The sequence below is a fragment of the Streptomyces sp. R-07 genome (assembly GCF_049913175.1).
Classification (GTDB): Bacteria; Actinomycetota; Actinomycetes; order Streptomycetales; family Streptomycetaceae; genus Streptomyces.
On sequence record NZ_CP183978.1, the window covers coordinates 8,030,544 to 8,049,596 of the forward strand.

Consider the following 19,053-nt stretch of genomic DNA (forward strand, 5'->3'; position numbering starts at 1 on the left):
ACCTCGGTGTGACTGCACGCTGCCGTCAGGTGCTGCTCTCCCTCGGCCGGTGCGGGCGGCCGATCCGGTCGGCGAGGCCGCCACCGGTCCGCCGCGAGCGCGCCGTACTGCCGGCGCACTTCCGCATGGAGTGGAACGCGGCCAAGGCGAGCCGGCCCGGGCCCACGCCGCCCGCCCAGCAGCTGACCCTCACCTGGGAGAGGTCGACCTGGCGCCCCGGAGGGAGCTCCTCGGCCCGGCCGAGGGAGCAGGATGCGCCCGCTCTGAAACTGCGGGCTCTCGCCCACCTGGCGTGGGCCTCAGCCGCGCACAGGGAAGTGACCTACCGCGACGTCGGCTGGCTTTCGCTGCCCACGTGAGGGGACTTCATCGCTGTGGGGACGGCCGTGAAGGTCGTGCAGGGCCTGGCCGACAGCGGCCTGCTCGAAGTCCGAGGAGGAACCGCGGTCCTCCACGCGCCGCCGAGCGTCCGCGTCGCCGGGTGGTAGCCGCGGTCGGCCCGGGCTCAGCAGAGCGAGGGTCCCGGCCGTTCGGTCTTTTGTCCCCGCTGCACGGGACAGATGCGCCGGCGCGCCCGATCCGGGCGCAGCCGAGACGATCCCGTCGAGCCAGGTACGCGGCCCTGGATGGTCGACGCTGCCGGCCCGGACGAAGCCGCCATGGCGTGGCGGAGATCGATGGCGGTGTCGGCCGCCGGACGGAGTCGGCCCGTCGGCGTGAGATCCGCCCACAGAGCCTCAACATCGGGGGGGGAGTGGTGTGACGACCAGTTCGCCTGGCGCGTCGCCGTGCTTCCACCACATGCCCTGGCCGGGCGCCATCACATGCCCGTCCTCGCGCGCCTGCCCATGGCCTCGCGGGACCTAGAACAATCCGGCGTGCCCGGCCGGCGGCGCAATCCGGCCGGCGACGCACTCCACCCGAGCCGTCCAGTGTCCGTGCCGCACCATGATGTTGAGCACCTGGCAGGCCCCGGCGGGGAGTTCGGCGGAGAGGATGAGGTCGCCGGAGAACGCGACCGGGTCGCCTGGGCGTGCGGGCAGCCGCTCGAATGCCCCGTTGCGGGTCGGCAGGACACCGTTGCTCTGGAGCGGCGCCACCGGGTCGGTGGCACGTGCGCGAAGGACGTCGGCCGCGTCCGGCCCTCTCGTATCAGAGCCGGAGCCGGATGCTGTGGGAAGGCGCCGCTTGCCGTGGCAGAGGTGGCGGGGTCTCGGAGGTGCCGGCGGTCAGAGGTGGCCGTCGAGGATCTCCCGGATCTCGGCGGTGGTGGAGGGCCCTGTTCCCTGTGCCACCGGCTCCCCGTCCTTGAGAAGGATGTAGGAGGCGGCTCCAGTGATCCCGTACCGCTCGGTTGCCGCCGGACAGCGTGTGATGTCGGTCCGGACGGCCGTGAGGCGGCCCGTGTACTCGTCGGCGATGCCCCCGATGACGAGGTCCATCGCCCGGCAGGGGTCGATGGCCTTGGGCCATGTCCCGGTGAAGTACGCGAGGACCGGGACCGCGCTCATCCTGAGGATGAAGTCGAACTCCGCGTCCTCACGGGGTTGGTGAACCCGCTTCGCCATGCAAGCTCCTGGCCTGGTGTTCCGTCGTTGCACTCCATCATCCCTCGGGCGTCGTTTATCGGTCGTACTGAACGACGGGTCGGTAAATCTGACGCGTCCTTGCGCAGGCCAGAGGTTGCCGCGGGGCTGGAGCGAGCGGGTGCGGGCCTGTGGCGGAGCGGTCCGGCACCAGGGCTGACCTGCTGGACATTCATTCGATCACCGACATGTGGGGGTGTGTGTCCGGATACTGACCGCGAAGGTGCGGTCGCTCTGTGTGTCAGACACACTCCGAAGCGCAAACGGGGTGGTGATCCGAAGGCAGACACCACCTTGGCTCTTCGAATCGAAAGCGAGTCTCTGTCATGCTTCGTCGTTTCGCCGCGGTTTCCGCGTCCGCTCTCCTCTGTCTCGTCGGGACTGCCGGCGTCGCGGAAGCCCAGGCCGACAGTCTGTACACGCCCTCCGCCGTCGTGCTGAGCATCAGCAAGGGCGCCGACGCGAGTTCGGCCACCGTCCTGCGAGCGGTCACGCTCAGCTGCGCGCCGACCGCCGGCGGCACGCACCCCGCGCCCGAGGCCGCCTGCGCGGAGCTCAAGGCCGGCTCCGAGGGCGGCGCCTTCGAGGGGCTGCTGGCCGCCCCGGACCCGGACCGGATGTGCCCGCAGCACTTCGACCCCGTCACCGTCACCGTGGACGGAGTGTGGGAGGGCTCCCGTACCTCCTGGGCGTACACCTTCGCCAACGCCTGCACCATGGGCGTCAGCCTGAACGCGGGAGCGGCCTTCTCGTTCTGATCGGCCCCCGAGCGGAGCCGCGCCAGGGCCGACGGCTCTCCGGCTGAAGGCCGAGACGTCGTCGCCGGACGAGAAGCGGGCCACCCGATGGGCGCACCCGGCCCCGATGCCGCGCGGCCGCTCCGCCGGCGCCGACGCGGCCTGAGCCCGGCCGCCCCGCGCGTGATTTCCCACGGTCGATCTCTCCTGGCTGCTCGAAGTCGCCCAGTCGGAGATGCCCGGCGACCCGGGGATCTCCGGCTGGGGCTCACTCGAAGCGGCCCGCGCCCGCCACGCCTTCCGCGTCATGGACGTTCCGGTCTACGAGCGCCCGCGCCACCGGGCGGCCGTGCTGCTGGAAACAGCCCGTGCGCGTACCGGCCCTGGAGCACAGACGGGTGATTTTGCGGCTACGTCGGTCGTGTTGGGCGCGGCCCGGCCGAATCCCGTCGGGCGCCGGGGGAGAGCCCCCGTGACCGGAAGGCCGGCATCCGTGCCCCGGAGACTGCCCCTTCAGACCTGGTGAGCCGGAGTCGTGAGCGGGTCTCGTGGGCTTTGTCCGCCCCTCGAAAGGCACTCAGTTGGCACAGCACGCGCACCACCACGACCAGGCCCCCAGCGCCAAGGCCTCCCCATCCCGCACGCCGGCTCCCCTGAACGCGTCCGGAATGCTCGCACTCCAGCGCACCGCGGGCAACGCCGCGGTCCTGCGCATGCTCCAGCTCTCGGGCCATCCCTACGCCCAGCCCCCCGTCCAGGGGAACGAGGGGGAGCTGCACCAGCACGGCGCGAGCTGCGGCCATCGTCAGGCTGAGCGGCCCGCGGTGCAGCGCTCCGCCGTCCACGACGTCCTCGCGGGCCCCGGCCGCCCGCTCGACGTCCCGCTCCGCGAGGAGATGGAGTCCCGCCTCGGCGCGGACTTCTCCGACGTCCGCATCCACGACGGCAGCGCCGCCCGGGCTTCCGCCGCCGAAATCGGCGCCCGCGCCTACACCAGCGGCAACGACATCGCCCTCGGCGAGGGGGGAACCGACAAACACACCCTCGCCCATGAACTCACCCACGTCATCCAACAACGCCAAGGCCCCGTGGCCGGCACCGACAACGGTGCGGGCCTCAGTATCTCCGACCCCTCGGACCGTTACGAACAAGAAGCCGAAGCCAACGCGCAACGGGTCATGTCGCAGACCCCCGTGCAGCAGAAAGAAGAAAGTGCCATCCCCTCCAGTGAGGGAACACCGTCCGTCTCCGCATCCGCCTCGGTGCAACGCATGTTCAACCAACCCAACCAAGGCGGTCAGCCTCTGACCCCCCAACAACAGGCAATGCAGGACTACCAACGGCAGCTGGCATTCATGCAGCAGCAGCAGATGCAGCCCGGCTACACGGCCGGAGTCAACGCCAATTTCGACTTCGGTGCCGGCTACACCAGGATGGGCATACCTGATCCCGCCACAAGGAACATATTCGGCTATCAAACCGGCGGCGCGCCTTCCCCTCGCGCAGGTGTGCGGGCGAGTGAAATCTCGAACATGGGAGGGAACCTCAATCCTTTCGATGTGGCCGGACATCAGAATTTCACCACCACCGGCAACATCGGGGCGGATCCGAACGGTGTTTCGATGTCCCGGAACCACCGACTCTCCGATCACTACGTCGCGAAAGTCCTCAACAAAGTCCTGCAGAATTACAACCACGCGAATCAGCAGCACCAGGCAGGCGTGGTGAACTTCATTCGGTCCTGCGTTCCGAGCTACCGGGTCGAGGACGTCTCGCGCGATTTCCTCACCATCGCCGGGATTCAAGTGAATCAAGGGAACGCGCAGGGAGTGCGGAACGGCTTCCGTCAAATCGTCTCCGACGTTTCGAACAACGAGAGGAATCTTCGCTTCGGCGCCTCCGGTCTGAACAGTGGCATCGGGAAGAAGTTCGATGCGGGCTACTTCGCGAACGAGGGCGGCCTCACGCCCATCTCCTCCGACATCTCCGCGGAGTTGTACGGCCTGGTGGACGCCGGTCTGCTTCCGGGCCACCTTGCCGAGGAGGCGCTGGACGTACGGCTGGGCAAGGAAACGTCATCCGGCCTGATCTGACCCTGTAATCCAAGCTGCGCGCGAACCGCTTTCACGTCGTGCATCCTCCCGACGGGGCCGAGCGCCGAACCGGGGCGGCCGCGCGGTAGCCCGGTAGTCGAGACCGAACCGCTCCCCGCTCGCGCGGGGGCGGTCCCGTCCCGCCCGAGGGCGTCGGGCTACCGGACGGAGCGTCGTACTGCAGGCGATCTCCGCGACCATTGCTTGTCATACGGCCGGGTGTCATCCTGTCCCCTCGTGGGGGAGGCGACAGCACGCGCGCACCAGCCGGTACGGTTTCACTTCTTCACGGGTGTCCTCGCGAGAGAGCGGGAGGCTGTCGAAGCCGCGTTGCGCGCCTCGGGCATCGTCTTCACCTCACTGCAGCCGGAAGCCGACGCGCCTTGCGTCGAGGGGCTGCTCACCGGAACGTCCGAGGGCGCGCTCCTGGCTCGGACGTTGCTCGCCCTGCGCGACGCTCTGCGTCAGGGCCTGCTCGTACGCTCGAGCGGACCGGATGAGCTGGTCATCCGCAACGACGGACAGGTCCCGCAGGGCCTGGTCCTCGTCCGCCTCCGGAGCCGAGCCCTCCGGGCCCGCGACGCCGCGGGACTGCACGGGGCGTTGTCCGACGCACTCGAGGAAGCCGCTCGGACGGCAGTGGTCCGGGAGGGAGCTCCGTACGCGGCGAGTGCGATGTTCGACGGGGCGCAGAACACGGAGCTGGCCGGCCAGGCCGTGCGGCTCATGCGTGTGTTCGCCGATCCCGACTTCGTCGGCAGGGCGGACCCGAACAGCGATCGACTCGCCGACCCGGCCCGGCTCGCCGCGGCGAATTCCGGGCCGCGCGACGTGCTGGACATGCTTCTGCTCGCTCACGGAATGTCACCCGCCGTCGGTATGACGGCGGCCGCGGAGGTGGCTTCGAGGGTGGAGGTCTTCCTCCTGTTGTCCACTGCTGTCGAGAGCAGGAGGCTCACCCTCCCGCTCTCGGGTGGAGACAGGGGCTTCGCCCTCGGGCTCCCGGCCATCACCTCGGAGATGATGGCCAATCTGTCCTGGGTGATCCCCGCACTCATCGGCCTCGCTTCCGGACAGGAGAGCTGGGGTGGACCGCGGGACGGTGCCCGTGGGCCGAGACGGCACGAGATGTGGAGCGAGGTCGACGACTGCCTGGCCTCCTACCTGCGCAACCGGCGGCCGAGACACTCGTCGGAGCCGCTGCCCGCGCCACGCCCCTTGATACCGATGAGCATGGCGGACGGAGAAGCCCCCTACGGCCCGGGCGACCCCTTCGTCGTGTTCAACGCCTGCAACATGTTCCTGCTCGCCCGCGAGCTGGTTCCGTTGCTTCCCGACCGCTCCGAGGGCGGCGTCGGCGCATTCGAGTCGTTCCTCGCGCCGGGTCTGCCGCGAGAGGTCCGACAGGAGGTGTGGACGGACTGCAAGGCGTACATGCTCACGATGAATGCGCTCATACTTCGGAGCGGCGACAGGGAACCGTATATTCCGGACTTCGACAACATCGAACGCCACCTCCAACCCCGCGCAGGTTCCGTGTTCGCGCGGAACCGACGCCTCCACGAACGTGCCCAGCAGGACGCGGACCTGCTCGTCCGGTGCATGCACCGGACCACGGAGGCCCTTCTCTCGTACTACGCGGTCGCGGACATTCTCGCCGCCTCGGCTAGGGCGGACGGCCTGACCGGGCTCGCGCGAGGGCTCGAGGCCGTCGCCGAACGACGGGAGCCCGTATGCGAGTTCGTGCTCGGGATCAAGCGCCGCCACCTCCCACGGGCGTGGGGTTTCAGAACCTGGCACGAAGACGAAGAGGCGCACTGGCAAGCCCTCCAGGAGTACGTGCGCCACGTACAGCTCGACGTCGTTCCGGGCATGGGCCGGAACTGAACCAGTTCCGGCAACTCCCGTTCTGCTCAGGCCATTTACCCTTACCGTGGCCGTATGGACGAGATCACGATCGGAGAAGCGATCGACCATCTGCGGGCGGAGCTCTCCGCCGCTCAGCGCCGCGCCGCGGACGAAGGACTCCGGTTCGAGCTCGGTGACATCTCACTGGAGTTCACCGTGGAACTGCGGCGCGAGAAGGTCGCCAAGGGCGCCATCAAGGCATGGGTCGCCTCCGGCGAGGCGGGAGCCACCCGGGCCGAGACGGCCACCCATCGCATCGCCTTCACCCTGCGCGCCGTGGACGGGGACGGCCAGGGCATCAGGATCGCCAATTCCGCCGCCCCGACCGAGGGTCTGGCAGGCGGCGGCACGCTGACGCGGTAGGGCACGGCACGGTAGGGCACGGCAAGGCACAGGACGACGAGCCGGAATCGGTCGGCCACCAGATGCGCCGCCCGTTCCGCGCGGGGGACGGGGGACGTCATGGAACTGGGCCGGATCGCCGCGATCCTGCTGCCCGGCACGTCCGGGTACCGGGGCAACGGCAGTGGGTACCTGCTGAGCGGAAGACTGGTCCTCACTGCCCGCCACGTGCTGGAAGGTCACCCGTCCTGCGTGGTGCAGGTACCGGGCCGCGCGCCCGTCCGATGCACCACGGTCTGGCAGGGCCGATCCGGCGACGGCGTCGACGTGGACGCCGCGCTGCTCCTCGCCGAGGAGGACGTACGGGAACAGGTGGCACCCGTACGGTGGGGACGGCTCGTGACCGCCCGGCACCAGCCCTGCCAGGTCGCCGGATACCCCGACGCGGGCCGGCGCCCCGATGGGCGCCTGGACCTGCAACAACCCCGCGCCACCCTCTCTCCCGGCACCGCCGCGCTCTCCCACCGGTACACGGTGGAGCTGGCCAGCGCACCACCGCGTGACGGGGCCGGGCCCGCCCCCTCACCTTGGAGCGGGCAGTCCGGCGCCGCGCTGTTCTGCGGAGCCCCCGGAGGGACGGCAGCCCTGCTCACCGGCGTCGTCGTCACCGACGTGACCGGCTGGGGCCTGCCCCGCTGGGAAGCCGTTCCCGTCTACGCGCTGCTCGCCGACGCGGAGTTCACCGACTTGATCACCCGGCACACCGGAGCACCCCCGGTCGGAGAACCGGTCGACCTCCAGGGCCTGATCGCCCCCGCGACCGGATGGCGCGTTCGTTCCCCGGCCACCCTCCTCGACCAACGCGCCGAAACGGTCGGCTTCCACGGACGCGAGGAACTGCTCCGGGAACTCACGGAGGACTGGTGCGCCGGCGACGGGATCCGGCTCGCCGTCATCACCGGTCCGGGCGGCGTGGGGAAGTCCCGTCTCGCACGGGAGCTGTCCGCTCGGCTGCGTGACGGGCCGGGCTGGGTCTGCGGCTGGCTCGACGACCGAGACCCGGACAGTGACCTCAGCGTCCTGGCCGAGGTGGACCGGCCGCTGCTCCTGGTGTCGGACTACGCCGAACTCCGGATTCCGCAGCTGGTCGCCCTCCTCACCCTCATGGACCGACGCCCCCCGGGACGCCCTCCGGTGCGGCTGCTGCTCACCGCGCGGGGGCTGGGCCAGAACACCGGCGGATGGTGGGACCAACTGCGGACCCGCACACGTGAGACACGTGCCCTCACCTACGACACCCTCCACCGGGAACTGCCCCCGCTCAACGGCTCGGCCGACCGGAGCATCCACTTCCGAAACGCCCTCGCCAACCTCGCGGAGCGGCTCCCACAGGCCCTCCCCGCCACCCTGCGCGAGGCGACGGGAGACTGGATGCCGCGCGTCCGGCTCGTGCCGGAGCGAGACGTGAGCGGCCCCCGTTACGGCCTGCCCCTCACCCTCCACATGACGGCGCTCACGGATCTCCTCGCGACGCATCCGGCGACACGTCCCCACGATCCGAACCTCCTCGTCGAGGAACAGCTGCTCCTCCACGAGCGCGCCTACTGGGAGGACGGCACCGCCGGTCGACCGGAACTCGCCGCCACCGGTACCGTCGCCCTGGCCGACGCGGTCGGCATGGCGGTCATCACCGCGGGAGCCGGAACGGCCCTGGCCCGGCCGTTGTTCCGCTCCACCCCGGGCTTCCGGGGCGCCTCGGCCCCCGTCGTCGAACAGGGCACCTCATGGCTCGCGGAGATGTATCCGGCCGTCGGCAGGACCTGTTGGGGCGCCCTTCAGCCGGACCTCCTCGGCGAACACCACGTCGGCGAACGCACCCGCGTCTCCCCGGACCTGGCCACCCTGCCCCTGGTCGTCCTCGCGACCCTGGGAGCCAGGAGAGCACGTGAGGCCACCGACACGAGCGGATCCCTGCTCGCCGCTCTGGTCACCCTGTCACGCGCCGCCTCGCGGCCCCGGCACTGGGAACCCTGCGCACGCGCCCTCGACCGCGCCCTGGCCCTCGCCCCCGCCCTCGCCCCGCACATGGCGCGAGCCGCGACCGTCACAGACAATCCAGAGCCCCTCGTGGAAGCTCTCGACCGGCTCACAGAGGCCCCCTCCACCGCCCCCGAGTTCCTCCTGGAGCTGCTGGACGGGCTGGGAGAAGGGAGGAGCCGCGTGCTGTCCGCATGGGCCGCCCGCACCGCGGCCACCGCCGCACGGGCGCTCCCGTCGACCAGGCGGGCCGCCGCACTCGTGCACGAAGCCGTCTGGCGCCAGTCGGCCGGCGATCCCGCCGCCGCCGTCCGTCGGTGCCGGGAGGCCCTCCGCCTGCTTGAGGAGGCCGATCCGGCCGCGGTGCGCGAAGACCGCATCCGGGCCCTGACGGTCCTGGCCCGAGCGCACCGCTGGGCGGCCTCCTTCGACGAGGCGATCGCGGCCCTGGACGCAGCCGATGCACTGATCCGCGAGCTGCCACCGGTGACCCGCTCCGATGCCGGCGCCCGAACGACCGCAGAAACCCTCGGCGAGCGCGCCCGCGTCCACGCACTGCGGGACGAACACGATGCCGCGCTGCCACTCCAGGAGCGCAGGGTGTCGATCCTTTCGACTCTCGCGGACGCGGGCCGGCCCGGTGCGCTGGAACGTCTCGCCGACGCAGAGGCGGAGCTCGCCCTCAACCACGCGCGGAGGGGACGCTTCAGCGAAGCCGCGAACACGCTCACGGACACGACCGGGCAGGAACTCCTGCGGATCACCGGTGAACACCCCGACGCGCTGGACCACGACGCCCTCGGCGGCCTGGTCGGACGCGCCAATCGCTTGCGCGCCGTCGGTGAACTCGAGGAGGCGGCAGCGCTCCTGGGGGAGGCGCTCCAGGTCGTCGACCGGCCGGAAAGCCTGTCCACCGCCCTCGGCGCGAGAATGCTCGCCACCGTGCTCAACAACCTCGGCGCTGTGCTCACCGGCCTGGGGCGGCCCGAGGAAGGCGCCGACCCGATCCGCAGGGCACTCGACATCCGCCGGCGACTGGCGGCACAGGCCGGACGGCCCACCGAGGAGCTGGCGAGCTCCCTGCGCAACCAGGCACACGTCCTGACCTGGCTGGAACACTTCGGTCCGGCACGGGAGGCGGCCGAGGAATGCCTTGCCGTCTGCTCCGAGCTGGTACGCCTCGGCCTGGCGCCCCCGCTCCTGGAAGCCCGTACGAGCAGCTCGCTGGCCTTGGCGATCATCGCTACCGGCAAAATGACGGGCGCCGTCCCCGCCTCCGAGCTGGGCCGGGCCGAGCAGCTTCTCGGCCGCGCCGTCCCGCTCTACGGAAGGAACCTCAAGGCCCTCCCGGGAGATCATCTGCGCGACTATGCCGACGCTCTGTCCTCCTCCGTGGACGTCGCCCTGCTCATGGGACGCCCACGCGTGGCGAGCGCGCACCGCCGACAGCTGCTGGCGGTACAACGTGTACTGACCCGTCACGACCCGAAACTCCATGTGGACGAGCTGGTGTCGACCCTCGATGAGTGCGCCAAGGCATGCGAAGAGGCAGGACGCAGGTCGAAAGCCCTCTCCCTGCGGGCCGAAGCGGTGGGGGTCCGACGCCACCTGGTACGGATCAGCGGCCGCGGAGCCGACCACCTGCGGCTGGCCTCCGCCCTCGCCGCATACTGCCGGGCCCTCGCCCGGGACGGCCGTCGCCACGAGCTCCTGCCGCACCTGCGGGAGGCCCTCGCCGTCGCGACACAAGCGGCCCCGGACGCGGACCCCGCGGAGTTCGCGCTCGTCATGGCCCGCTGCCACCACAACCTGGCCGACACCCTGGCGAGCAGCGGTGCCTTCGACGAGGCGCTGCACGAGGTCGAGGAGACGCAGCGCTGCCTCACGGCACTGGCGCCGCTGGATCCGCAGCTGTACGAAGCGGAGATGCGGGACTGCGCCACCCTGAGGAAGGCCATCGTCGAGGCGGCAGCCAACGGAACGCCCCCCGCCCGCGACGCCGACCGCGGTGGCCACGACGGTGACCGTCCGTCGTGGAGGCGGCCGGGCAGACGGCGAGACGGGCCGTACGAGGCACCGAGGGCCGGCGGAAGGAGAAGGTCTACGCGCTCACGTCGGCGTCGCCCCACCTGACGGCGGCCGATGTCGGGCTGCGCAGGCCCTCCAGCCCGTACCGCACTGGAGGTCCTTGCGGTGGGTCTCCTCCAGGCCGGCGACCAGCGGCCGGGACAAGCCCCTGGTCCACACCGGCTTTCACTCCAGCTCTCTCGCCCAGGACCGGACGGACTGCTCACCGGCGACATCGCCGTGCAACCGCGCGGCCTGTTCGTCGACCTCCTCACCGGCGAGACCAAGCACTCGAGTGGTGACTGATACCTAGGGGTGAGCCGCGTCGTCGCAGGTCAGAGTGCTTGCGGGAGCGGGGCGCGCCTGATGCTCGCGTACGTGGACGCCAGGAGGCAGAGCCAGGCGGTGGCGAAGAGCCAGCTGCCCAGGACGTCGGTGAACCAGTGCACCCCGAGATAGACCCGGGTGAGACCGACGGCCGCGCCCCAGAGGCCGATCAGCACGACCGCGGTCCCGGGCATGCGGGGGCCTCGCAGGAGCGGTGCTGCGATCACGAGTCCGGCGGTCATCGCGGCGGTGGCGGCGTGGCCCGAGGGGAAGGACCAGCCCGAAGCGCGTGCCGCCCAGTCGCCGATCTCGGGGCGCGGACGTGCGATCGCCGTCATCGTCGCGTACCGCAGCGCCTGGCCCGCCCCGAGGCAGAGCGTCAACGCGGTGACCGTCCAGGCGCGCTGCCGGGCGGTGCGGCCCGCGTACAGGCCCGCCAGGACGAGGAGGGCGTACGGGACGACCCCCGTGCCGGTACCGGTGATCGCGCGCGCCAGCGCCTCGGCGACCGGCGGGCGGTGCTCCACCGACCAGCGGTGCAGGACCTCGTCGGCGGGCAGCAGCCGGCCCGGGGCCCGTACGACCCGGACGGCCAGCAGGGCGAAGAGCGCCGCGGCGGTCAGGGCCGCCCACCCGGCAAGGCGGGCGACCCGGCGTCGGGTCACGTACCGGCCGGGCGGGCGACCCCGGACCGGGTCACGTGCCGGCCAGGAGGGGACGCAGCGGACCCTGCTTCAACCGCCTCGCGAGCGCGTCCTGGTGGCGCCGGACCGCCCAGGCCGAGACGCAGGCCACGACCGTGCCGACGAGGAACCCGGCGAGAGCGTCGTGCGGGTAGTGCACGCCCACCCAGACCCGGGAGCCGGCCATCAGCACCGCCGCGACCAGGGCGAGGGCGCCGAGCCGCCGTGACACGAAGAACAGCGCGACGGCGGCCGCCGCCGCGAGCGCGGCGTGGTTGCTGGGGAAGGACCAGTCGCCGGGCGCGGGACAGGCCTCAAGGGTGGCCACCCGCAGGGTCTGGCACGGCCGGTCCTCGCGCACGCCGAGCTTGACCAGGGCGTCCACGGCGAAGGCCAGCAGTGTGATCAGCGGGACCGTGAGTGCGACGAGCACGCGGGATGTGCCCGAACGCCGGGCGCGCCACCATGCCACCGCCATCAGTACGGCGAACAGGGCGAGGCCGTAGGTCGACCAGGCGGTGATCAGGCTGTCCAGCCAGCTCGGAGTGCGCTGGGCGAGATCGATCACCTCGGTGTAGGCGGAGCCGTCGACGTGCGAACCGTCGTACGCGGGAGGCATCAGACGGAACCCTTCTGGTGCCTGCCGGCCCGCCGCGAGCGGAGCACCTCGATCGCCAGAGGCAGCAGGGACACGGCGACGATCAGGCCGACGATCGGCAGCAGGTAGCGGTCGACGTTCGGGACGGAGGACCCCAGTGCGTATCCCGCAAGGACCAGCCCGACCGTCCAGACCAGACCGCCGACGGCCTGCCAGAGCGTGAAGACGCGCACCGGGACGTCGAGCGCGCCGGCGAGTGGGTTGAGGACGGTGCGGACCACCGGCACGAAGCGCGCCAGCACGATCGCCTTGGCGTGTCCGTACTTCTCCAGCAGCTCCCCCGCGCGCTCGGCGCCCTCGTGGAGGCGCCTGGACCGGCTGCGGGTCAGCAGGGCCCCGCCCGCACGGCGCCCGATCACGTATCCCACCTGCGCCCCGGCCAGCGCCCCGGCCACGGAGGCGACCAGGACCATCGGAAGCGAGAGCGTCGCCCCTTGGTCCGCGCTTCCGGCGCACAGCAGGCCCGCGGTGAACAGGAGTGAGTCGCCGGGCAGGAAGAACCCGATCAGCAGTCCGGTCTCCGCGAACATCACCACCGCTATGCCGAGCACGCCGAACGCGGCCAGGAGGGAGTGGGCGTCGAGCACGTTGACGGCGAGGTCGGTGGCGGCGTTCACGGAAGGGGCCATGCGAGGGGCCTCTCAGGGGAGGGGTGCTGGGCGAAGGCATGTGAACAGCTTGATGACTACAAGGCTGTAGACAGTCTACTTGACTGTAGACGTTGCCGCAGTGGAGACGCCGTCGGGGGCGGGGCTGGGTGCTCGGAGGGCGCGGACCGGCGGTGAGCGCCTATCCTGTCTACAGAACAGTAGTCGGTCTACGCGGCTGTAGACGCAACGTGGTGGACGGGGGTTCCATGACGGATTCCGAGGGTGAGCGCAGGCCCGCCGGCGAGCTGGAGGCCAGCGTGCTGGCGGCACTCTGGGCGGCCGGCGCGCCACAGTCCGCGGCGCAGGTCAGAGCCGCGATACCCCAGGACCTCGCGCGCACGACCGTGGCGACCTTGCTCGCCCGCCTGCACGACAAGGGAGTCATCGGGCGGCGGCCCGGCACGCGCGGATTCGTCTACTTCGCGGTGGAGGACGCGCACGGCCTGACCGCCAGGCGCATGCACCGCGCACTCGACCAGGTCGGCGACGATCGCAGCCTGGTGCTGGCCCGCTTCGTCGAGGGACTGACCCCGCACGACGAGGCCGAGCTGCGCCGTCTGCTGGAGGAAGACCGCGAGTGATCACCCTGCTCCTCATCCCTCTCCTGCTGCCCTGGGCCCTCCCGCCACTGGCGCGGCGGACCGTGGACCGCGTCCGTCCGGACATCGCCCTCGCGGCCGTCACCGCCGCCACGGCCGCCCTGGCCCTCGGCGTGGTCGCCTGTCTCGGCGTACTCCTCCTTCCGCTGGCCCTCCACCTCCCGCTGGTCGCCGGTCTCGCCGAACTGATCCACCCCGTCCAGGCAGGGCCTCCGGCTCTCACGCTCGGCGCCTCCGCGCTGGCAGCCGCCGCGCTCGCCGTGGCCGTGACCGTGGGAGCGAGGGGCGCGGTGGCCGAAGCGGCGCGCCTGCGCCGTGCTCACGCGAGGGTGGCGGGACTGCCGGAGTCCGACGGCCTGTGTGTCCTCGACGACGACCGGCCGGACGCCTTCGCGCTGCCCGGCGGCCCGCGAGGCGCCGACCGGATCGTCGTGACCGCGGGCATGCTCCGCGCGCTCGACGTCCGCGAACGCGAGGCGCTCCTCGGGCACGAACGGGCCCACCTGGCCGCCCGCCACCACCTGTTCCTCGCGGCGGCGCAGCTCGCCGGCTGGTGCCACCCGGCCCTGGCGGCCGTCGTCCCGGACGTCTCCTACGCCGCCGAACGCGCCGCGGACGAGGCCGCCGCCCGAGCCTGCGGAGACCGGCGACTGGCCGCGCGGGCCGTCGGTCGCGCCGCACTCGCGGCCACCTCCCGCGATGCGGGGTCCCGGCGCCCGGCCGTCGCCGCGGGCGGGACGACAGGGCCCGTGCCGGCCCGGGTCAGGGCCCTCCTCGTCCAGTCACCGGTACGGCGAATCGCCCTGCCCCTCCTGGTCATGCTGCTCGTCTGCACGACCGCCGGCGCCTCCTCCCTGGCGGGCGCGGTCTGGTTGCACGGCGAGGTGGAGATCGCGCAAGGAGAACACCCCTGGGACTGAGGCACGGCTCGCCCGTGACGGGCTCCTGGTCAGGCTGGGAGTTGTAGGGGCGCACTTTCATGAACGTGCCCGCCCGTCGCGTCCTTCGGCCTGACCGCGTCCGGGCCGCCGGGGCGTGCGATCAGGGCTGCTCGGCGCCGAACCCGCCGCCCTGCGCGCCGGAACGCTGCCCGACCCGGTCCTGGTCCAGCGGCTCGGCCCCAGGGAGCAGTTGCAGGCGGCGATCGAACGTCTCACACCCCAGCTGCCGCCGCTGTACGACGGAGTTCCGGGCGAGCGGGCGGGCATGGTCGACGCCGCACTCACCGCGCTCCTTCCCCGACAAGCGGCCGGCTGACCATGCAGGCCGTCGGGATCAAGCCCAGCAAGGGGATGACCGGCGAGAGGGTGCTGAAGTACCTGCGGAGGGGCGGGTGAGCTCGCCTGGAAGGGCACCAAGGTGGTCGTCGACTTCGTCGACAGCAAGGCGATCCCGGTCGTGGGCGCCGTGTCCACGGCGAAGGACGTCTACGACGCCGTCCAATGGCTCCGGTCCCACGAGGTGGACGTACGGTACCTGTCCGAACGGCAGTAGCAGCTCGCGGGTGGCTCTACGTCTGGCCCAACGGCGACAGGACCGCCGCCCCACCCCCCTGTCGCCGGCGGCTCATCGGATGGCGTACCCGTCCCACAACGGCCCGCCGGCCCGGTCCAGTACCTCCGACACGGCCGTGGCGAAGGCGCTCGTCCGCCCGGCGACTGCGTGAGTGGCGGCCTCCGTCAGCGCGCCGTGCAGCCCGGGGTCGGCCGCGGCCAGCCGACGCGACAGCCACTTGCCTCCGCCGAGCCAGTGGCCGCCGACCAGGAGGGCGAGCTCAGAGGCGCGTTGCAGCGTGTACGCGACCAGGTGCACCCGCTCGGCAGGGTCCGTGCAGCCGCGGAGGTCGTCGAGCAGGTCGGTCAGGATGTAACGCTGGTAGTCCCGCTCACGGTCCGAGAGCGGCGGCGGGCCCGCAGCCCAGCGCTTTCGCGCCTCGGCCTGGAGGGACGCGCCCAGGCCTTCCGTGTCCACGAGGAGCACGCCGTCGGAACACATCGAAAGCAACGGGGAATTCCGCTTCTCGGTCTCCTGGTCGACGAAGCGACGCCAGACTTCCTCGGTCTGCACGAACAGTTCCACCGGCCAGCCGCGGTACAGCAGGTTCTCCCGGTGGGGCGCCGGCGGCCCGTCCAGGAGCACCACGATGTCCAGATCGGAGGTCGGCGTCCGGCGGTCCGTCAGCACGCTGCCGGCCAGGAAGGCCGCCAGGGCGGCGGGGAACCGTTCCCGCACCAGTTCGCCGGCGGTGAGCAAGGGGTCGTTCATGACCACCAGCGTATGTGCCCGCGTCACGAGGCCGTGCCGGTCGGTTTCCTCGCCCACTGCCACACCGGAGGTCGAGCCGGAACCCGTGTGCTCCTACCGGACGACGACGTTGTGCGCCGGGATGATCGTGGGCTGCACGTCGGCGTGGCCGAGGTCGGCCAGGATCGGGCCGAAGGTCTTCGCGTGGGTTTCGAGGGCCTCCATGCTCTCCCAGACCTCGGTCACGCGGAACACGCCGTCGGCCGACCCGGCCGCGTGAGAGACGAGACCGACGACCGGCAGGTCTGCGAACCGCGTGAAGCCCCGGCCGTCGGTGATGCGGTCGATGACGGCGTCGTAGAGCTCCTGCCCGGCGCCGGGGAAGTCGAACGTGACGATGATGGCCATCGGTATGCCCCTTTCTCGGTCCACCGCATGACTGCGGCAACGCCCGCGATCCTAGCCGTATGTGATCGGGCGAGTTCGCAGAGCGACGATGGCTCGTCCCGTCCGGACTCGGGGGCGGTGGCCCGCCGTGCAACCCCCCGTCCGCACCCGGGGGTTACACTCCACCGCCCTGTTCGATCACGTACTGGAGACTTTCGAGATGGCATCACCCCTGCGCGTTCTGATCCACGGCGGAGGCATCGGCGGCCTCGCGCTCGCCACCGCGCTCGCCCGGCGTGGCCACACCGTGGAGGTGGCCGAGGTCCGGGAGGAGCTCGACGGCCTCGGCGTGGGCATCATCCAGCCGTCCAACGCCCTGCACGTCATGCGGGAGCTCGGAGTCCTCGACGACTGCCTCGCGGCGGGGTTCGAGTGGGAGGCGCTGACCATCGCCGACCCCGCGGGGAACACGCTGGCTCGGATACCCCAGCCGCGCATGGGTGACCTGCCGGCCGCCAACGGCATTCCGCGGCCCGCCCTCGCCCGCGTGCTCGGAGACGCCGCCGTCGCCGCAGGCGCGAAGGTCCGCTTCGCCGTGACCGTCACAGGACTCGACGACGACGGTACGGGTGTCACCGTGACGCTCTCCGACGGATCCACCGACCGCTGGGACCTGGTCGTCGGCTTCGACGGCATCGGCTCCCCGCTGCGTGCCCGCCTCTACGGCGACCGGTACGCGCCCGCGTACACCGGATTCGCCAACTGGCGCGCCACCGTGCCCCGTCACCCCGACGTACGGGGCGTGGTCATGGCCACGGCGGGCAAGGAGGCGAAAGCCCTGCTCACCCCGATCACGGACGAACTCATGTACCTGGGCGCCGTGTTCGCGGAGGCCGAGGACCACCGTCCGGACCCGGCCCGCGCCCACGAGGAGCTCGCCGAGCGGCTCGCCGCGTTCTCCGGCCCCGTCGCCGAGGCACTCGGCGCGGTCACCGACCCGTCGGCCGTGGTGTACTCCCGTATCTCCCAGGTGACGGTCGAGGAGCCGTGGCACGTGGGCCGGGTGGTGCTGGCCGGTGACGCCGCCCACGCCTCCACCCCGCACCTCGCCCAGGGAGCGGCGATGGCCGTCGAGGACGCCCTCGTCCTCGCCGAGTCGCTGGACACGGCGGGCTCCGTTCCCGAGGCCCTGGAGGCCTGGGAGGCGCGGCGCCGGCCCCGTGCCCTGTGGGTGCAGGCCATGTCACGGGCCGTCCTCAAGCAGGAGATGGGCGCACCGACGACCCCCGAGGAGGACGCGCTCCTCGAGATCGGCATCCCCGGCGCCGCCCACGTCCTGGTGAAGCCCTACTAGGGCGTGTCAGGCGACGTTCGCCGCGTCGCCCGATCGGACTCCGCCGCCGCTCCGCGCAGTGAGTTCCTTGGTCATGAAGACGCGGCTGGTGCCCGGCGGATCGCAGGGCACCTCGCCCATGCGCTCCCACCCCTGCTTCCGGTAGAAGCCGGGGGCCTGGAAGCTGATCGTGTAGAGCACGGCCGCGCGGCAGCCGCGGGCGCGGGCCTCGTCCTCGGCCTGTCGCAGCAGCTCCGCGCCCAGCCCGCCGCCGCGCAGCTCGGGCGGCAGGAAGAGGAGGTCGAGGAAGAACAGCCCGAGCGAGGTGCGGCCGGTCAGTCCGCCGATCACCTGCTTCGTCCCGGGATGACGGACGAGGACGGCGAGGGGTCTGCGGTCGTCGACTCCCGTCTTCTCGACGTTGAACCGGTCCAGTGCTCCGGAGATCACCGCGATGTCCGCGGGCGTCGGGGCATCGGTGACCACGAGGTCCGTCCGGGGTCCGGGACGCGGTGGCACGCCGGCCGTGGTGTCGGATGCGGGCATGGTTCCTCCAGGGTGTGAGCGGAGGCGGCGCGCCCCCGGTGCGGTCGCAGGGCGTCCGGGTGTGCCCTGTGCGTCCGGCGACGCTAAGGCGCGGACGCTTCGACGGACGTCGAACCGAGGACGGCGACAATGGGGGACATGGACATCGAGCGCGCAGGTCAGGACGTCGGCGTGGACCTGGCGGCCGTGGCCGGACTGCTGGCCGACGGGACCCGGGCCGCCTTCTGTCTGGCGCTGCTCGACGGCCGGGCGTGGACGGCGAGCGAGCTCGCACGGCATGCCGGGATCGCGCCCTCCACCGCGACATCGCATCTGAACCGCCTCGTCGGCGGCGGACTCCTCGTCGAGGAGCGGCACGGACGCCACCGCTACCTTCGCCTGGCCGACCGCCGCGTGATCGAGCTGATCGAGAGCCTCGCCGAGCTGGCCCCGCGGAACGCCCCCCGACCGCGATCCCTGTCGGCTTCCGGCCGGCAGCAGGCACTCGCACGGGCGCGGCTGTGCTACGACCACCTGGCCGGATCCGTCGCGCTGGCGATCACCGACGCCATGGTCGGACGCGAGCTGCTGGCCTGGGGGACCGAGCCGAGTCTGACCGATCGGGGCACGGCCTGGCTGGCCGAGACCGGTATCACCGTGCCGAACGGCTCGCGCAGGCCGCTGGTGCGCGCGTGCCTGGACTGGACCGAGCGCCGCCCCCACCTGGCCGGCGCCGTGGGCGCCGCCCTGTCCGGCCACGCATTCACCGCCGGCTGGGTCACGCGGATCGGCACGACCCGCGCGCTCGCCGTGACCGCCGCCGGTCGCCGGGCGTTCCAGGACCACCTGGGCCTGTCACCGGCCGATCTCTGACCCT

20 protein-coding genes are annotated in these 19,053 nt (G+C 71.8%); 12 read left to right on the top strand and 8 right to left on the bottom strand.

Translation table 11 applies throughout. The features are described 5' to 3' along the window. The first annotated feature begins 8 nt into the window (after window positions 1–8). A complete protein-coding gene (locus ACN9M0_RS36655; protein ID WP_426405036.1) occupies window positions 9–359 on the top strand; it encodes a hypothetical protein in 351 nt (116 codons plus the stop codon). Window positions 360–863: 504 nt separating this feature from the next. Here the strand turns inward: ACN9M0_RS36655 and ACN9M0_RS36660 are convergent. Further along, entirely contained in the window at window positions 864–1,100 is a 237-nt protein-coding gene (locus ACN9M0_RS36660) for a HutD family protein (protein ID WP_366037742.1), read from the bottom strand. Between the two features lie 129 nt (window positions 1,101–1,229). After that, on the bottom strand, window positions 1,230–1,568 hold the full coding sequence (locus ACN9M0_RS36665) for a thioredoxin family protein (protein ID WP_399695216.1): 339 nt from the start codon (window positions 1,566–1,568) through the stop codon (window positions 1,230–1,232). A 344-nt stretch (window positions 1,569–1,912) separates the two neighbouring features. On the opposite strand from ACN9M0_RS36665, the gene ACN9M0_RS36670 reads away from it, so the two are divergent. The 5 genes from ACN9M0_RS36670 (at window position 1,913) to ACN9M0_RS36690 (ending at window position 10,836) form a co-directional block, all read left to right on the top strand. Next, a complete protein-coding gene (locus tag ACN9M0_RS36670) occupies window positions 1,913–2,344 on the top strand; it encodes a subtilase-type protease inhibitor (protein WP_366037740.1) in 432 nt (143 codons plus the stop codon). Between the two features lie 647 nt (window positions 2,345–2,991). Next, entirely contained in the window at window positions 2,992–4,416 is a 1,425-nt protein-coding gene (locus tag ACN9M0_RS36675) for a DUF4157 domain-containing protein (protein ID WP_399695684.1), read from the top strand. Between the two features lie 237 nt (window positions 4,417–4,653). Then, window positions 4,654–6,303, top strand: coding sequence for a hypothetical protein (locus ACN9M0_RS36680; protein WP_366037739.1), 1,650 nt, complete (start codon window positions 4,654–4,656; stop codon window positions 6,301–6,303). A 54-nt stretch (window positions 6,304–6,357) separates the two neighbouring features. Beyond that, window positions 6,358–6,687 (top strand): trypco2 family protein, encoded by a 330-nt coding sequence (locus ACN9M0_RS36685; RefSeq protein ID WP_366037738.1) that lies wholly within the window; start codon window positions 6,358–6,360, stop codon window positions 6,685–6,687. 99 nt (window positions 6,688–6,786) lie between these two features. After that, window positions 6,787–10,836, top strand: coding sequence for a tetratricopeptide repeat protein (locus tag ACN9M0_RS36690; RefSeq protein WP_426405037.1), 4,050 nt, complete (start codon window positions 6,787–6,789; stop codon window positions 10,834–10,836). 269 nt (window positions 10,837–11,105) lie between these two features. Here ACN9M0_RS36690 and ACN9M0_RS36695 read toward each other — a convergent pair whose 3' ends face one another. The 3 genes from ACN9M0_RS36695 to ACN9M0_RS36705 are packed head-to-tail and all read right to left on the bottom strand — an operon-like array spanning window position 11,106 to window position 13,067. Next, window positions 11,106–11,762 (bottom strand): phosphatase PAP2 family protein, encoded by a 657-nt coding sequence (locus ACN9M0_RS36695; RefSeq protein WP_426405038.1) that lies wholly within the window; start codon window positions 11,760–11,762, stop codon window positions 11,106–11,108. 31 nt (window positions 11,763–11,793) lie between these two features. Beyond that, window positions 11,794–12,399: a phosphatase PAP2 family protein gene (locus tag ACN9M0_RS36700; RefSeq protein WP_426405039.1), complete on the bottom strand. Its 606-nt coding sequence runs from the start codon at window positions 12,397–12,399 to the stop codon at window positions 11,794–11,796. Beyond that, window positions 12,399–13,067: a DedA family protein gene (locus ACN9M0_RS36705; protein ID WP_399695206.1), complete on the bottom strand. Its 669-nt coding sequence runs from the start codon at window positions 13,065–13,067 to the stop codon at window positions 12,399–12,401. The genes ACN9M0_RS36700 and ACN9M0_RS36705 overlap by 1 nt, the downstream gene beginning before the upstream one ends. Window positions 13,068–13,294: 227 nt before the next feature. Between ACN9M0_RS36705 and ACN9M0_RS36710 the strand changes: the two genes are divergently transcribed. The 4 genes from ACN9M0_RS36710 (at window position 13,295) to ACN9M0_RS36725 (ending at window position 15,181) form a co-directional block, all read left to right on the top strand. After that, entirely contained in the window at window positions 13,295–13,669 is a 375-nt protein-coding gene (locus ACN9M0_RS36710) for a BlaI/MecI/CopY family transcriptional regulator (RefSeq protein WP_366037733.1), read from the top strand. After that, on the top strand, window positions 13,666–14,607 hold the full coding sequence (locus ACN9M0_RS36715; protein WP_399695204.1) for a M48 family metalloprotease: 942 nt from the start codon (window positions 13,666–13,668) through the stop codon (window positions 14,605–14,607). The genes ACN9M0_RS36710 and ACN9M0_RS36715 overlap by 4 nt, the downstream gene beginning before the upstream one ends. 115 nt (window positions 14,608–14,722) lie before the next feature. Further along, window positions 14,723–14,944 carry a hypothetical protein gene (locus ACN9M0_RS36720; protein ID WP_366037731.1) on the top strand — a complete coding sequence of 74 codons (222 nt, stop codon included), beginning with the start codon at window positions 14,723–14,725 and terminating at the stop codon, window positions 14,942–14,944. A 102-nt stretch (window positions 14,945–15,046) separates the two neighbouring features. Continuing rightward, window positions 15,047–15,181, top strand: coding sequence for a hypothetical protein (locus tag ACN9M0_RS36725; RefSeq protein WP_426405040.1), 135 nt, complete (start codon window positions 15,047–15,049; stop codon window positions 15,179–15,181). A gap of 72 nt (window positions 15,182–15,253) precedes the next feature. Here ACN9M0_RS36725 and ACN9M0_RS36730 read toward each other — a convergent pair whose 3' ends face one another. Beyond that, window positions 15,254–15,952 (bottom strand): nucleotidyltransferase domain-containing protein, encoded by a 699-nt coding sequence (locus ACN9M0_RS36730; protein ID WP_366037729.1) that lies wholly within the window; start codon window positions 15,950–15,952, stop codon window positions 15,254–15,256. Window positions 15,953–16,045: 93 nt separating this feature from the next. Beyond that, on the bottom strand, window positions 16,046–16,339 hold the full coding sequence (locus ACN9M0_RS36735) for a hypothetical protein (protein WP_366037728.1): 294 nt from the start codon (window positions 16,337–16,339) through the stop codon (window positions 16,046–16,048). Between the two features lie 199 nt (window positions 16,340–16,538). Here ACN9M0_RS36735 and ACN9M0_RS36740 point away from each other — a divergent pair, with 199 nt between their 5' ends. Beyond that, window positions 16,539–17,672, top strand: a complete 1,134-nt coding sequence (locus ACN9M0_RS36740) for an FAD-dependent monooxygenase (protein ID WP_426405041.1) — start codon at window positions 16,539–16,541, stop codon at window positions 17,670–17,672. A gap of 6 nt (window positions 17,673–17,678) precedes the next feature. Here the strand turns inward: ACN9M0_RS36740 and ACN9M0_RS36745 are convergent, their stop codons facing one another. Continuing rightward, window positions 17,679–18,197 carry a GNAT family N-acetyltransferase gene (locus ACN9M0_RS36745; RefSeq protein WP_426405042.1) on the bottom strand — a complete coding sequence of 173 codons (519 nt, stop codon included), beginning with the start codon at window positions 18,195–18,197 and terminating at the stop codon, window positions 17,679–17,681. Between the two features lie 129 nt (window positions 18,198–18,326). Here ACN9M0_RS36745 and ACN9M0_RS36750 point away from each other — a divergent pair, with 129 nt between their 5' ends. Then, a complete protein-coding gene (locus tag ACN9M0_RS36750; protein WP_426405043.1) occupies window positions 18,327–19,049 on the top strand; it encodes an ArsR/SmtB family transcription factor in 723 nt (240 codons plus the stop codon). The last annotated feature ends 4 nt before the right edge of the window (window positions 19,050–19,053 follow it).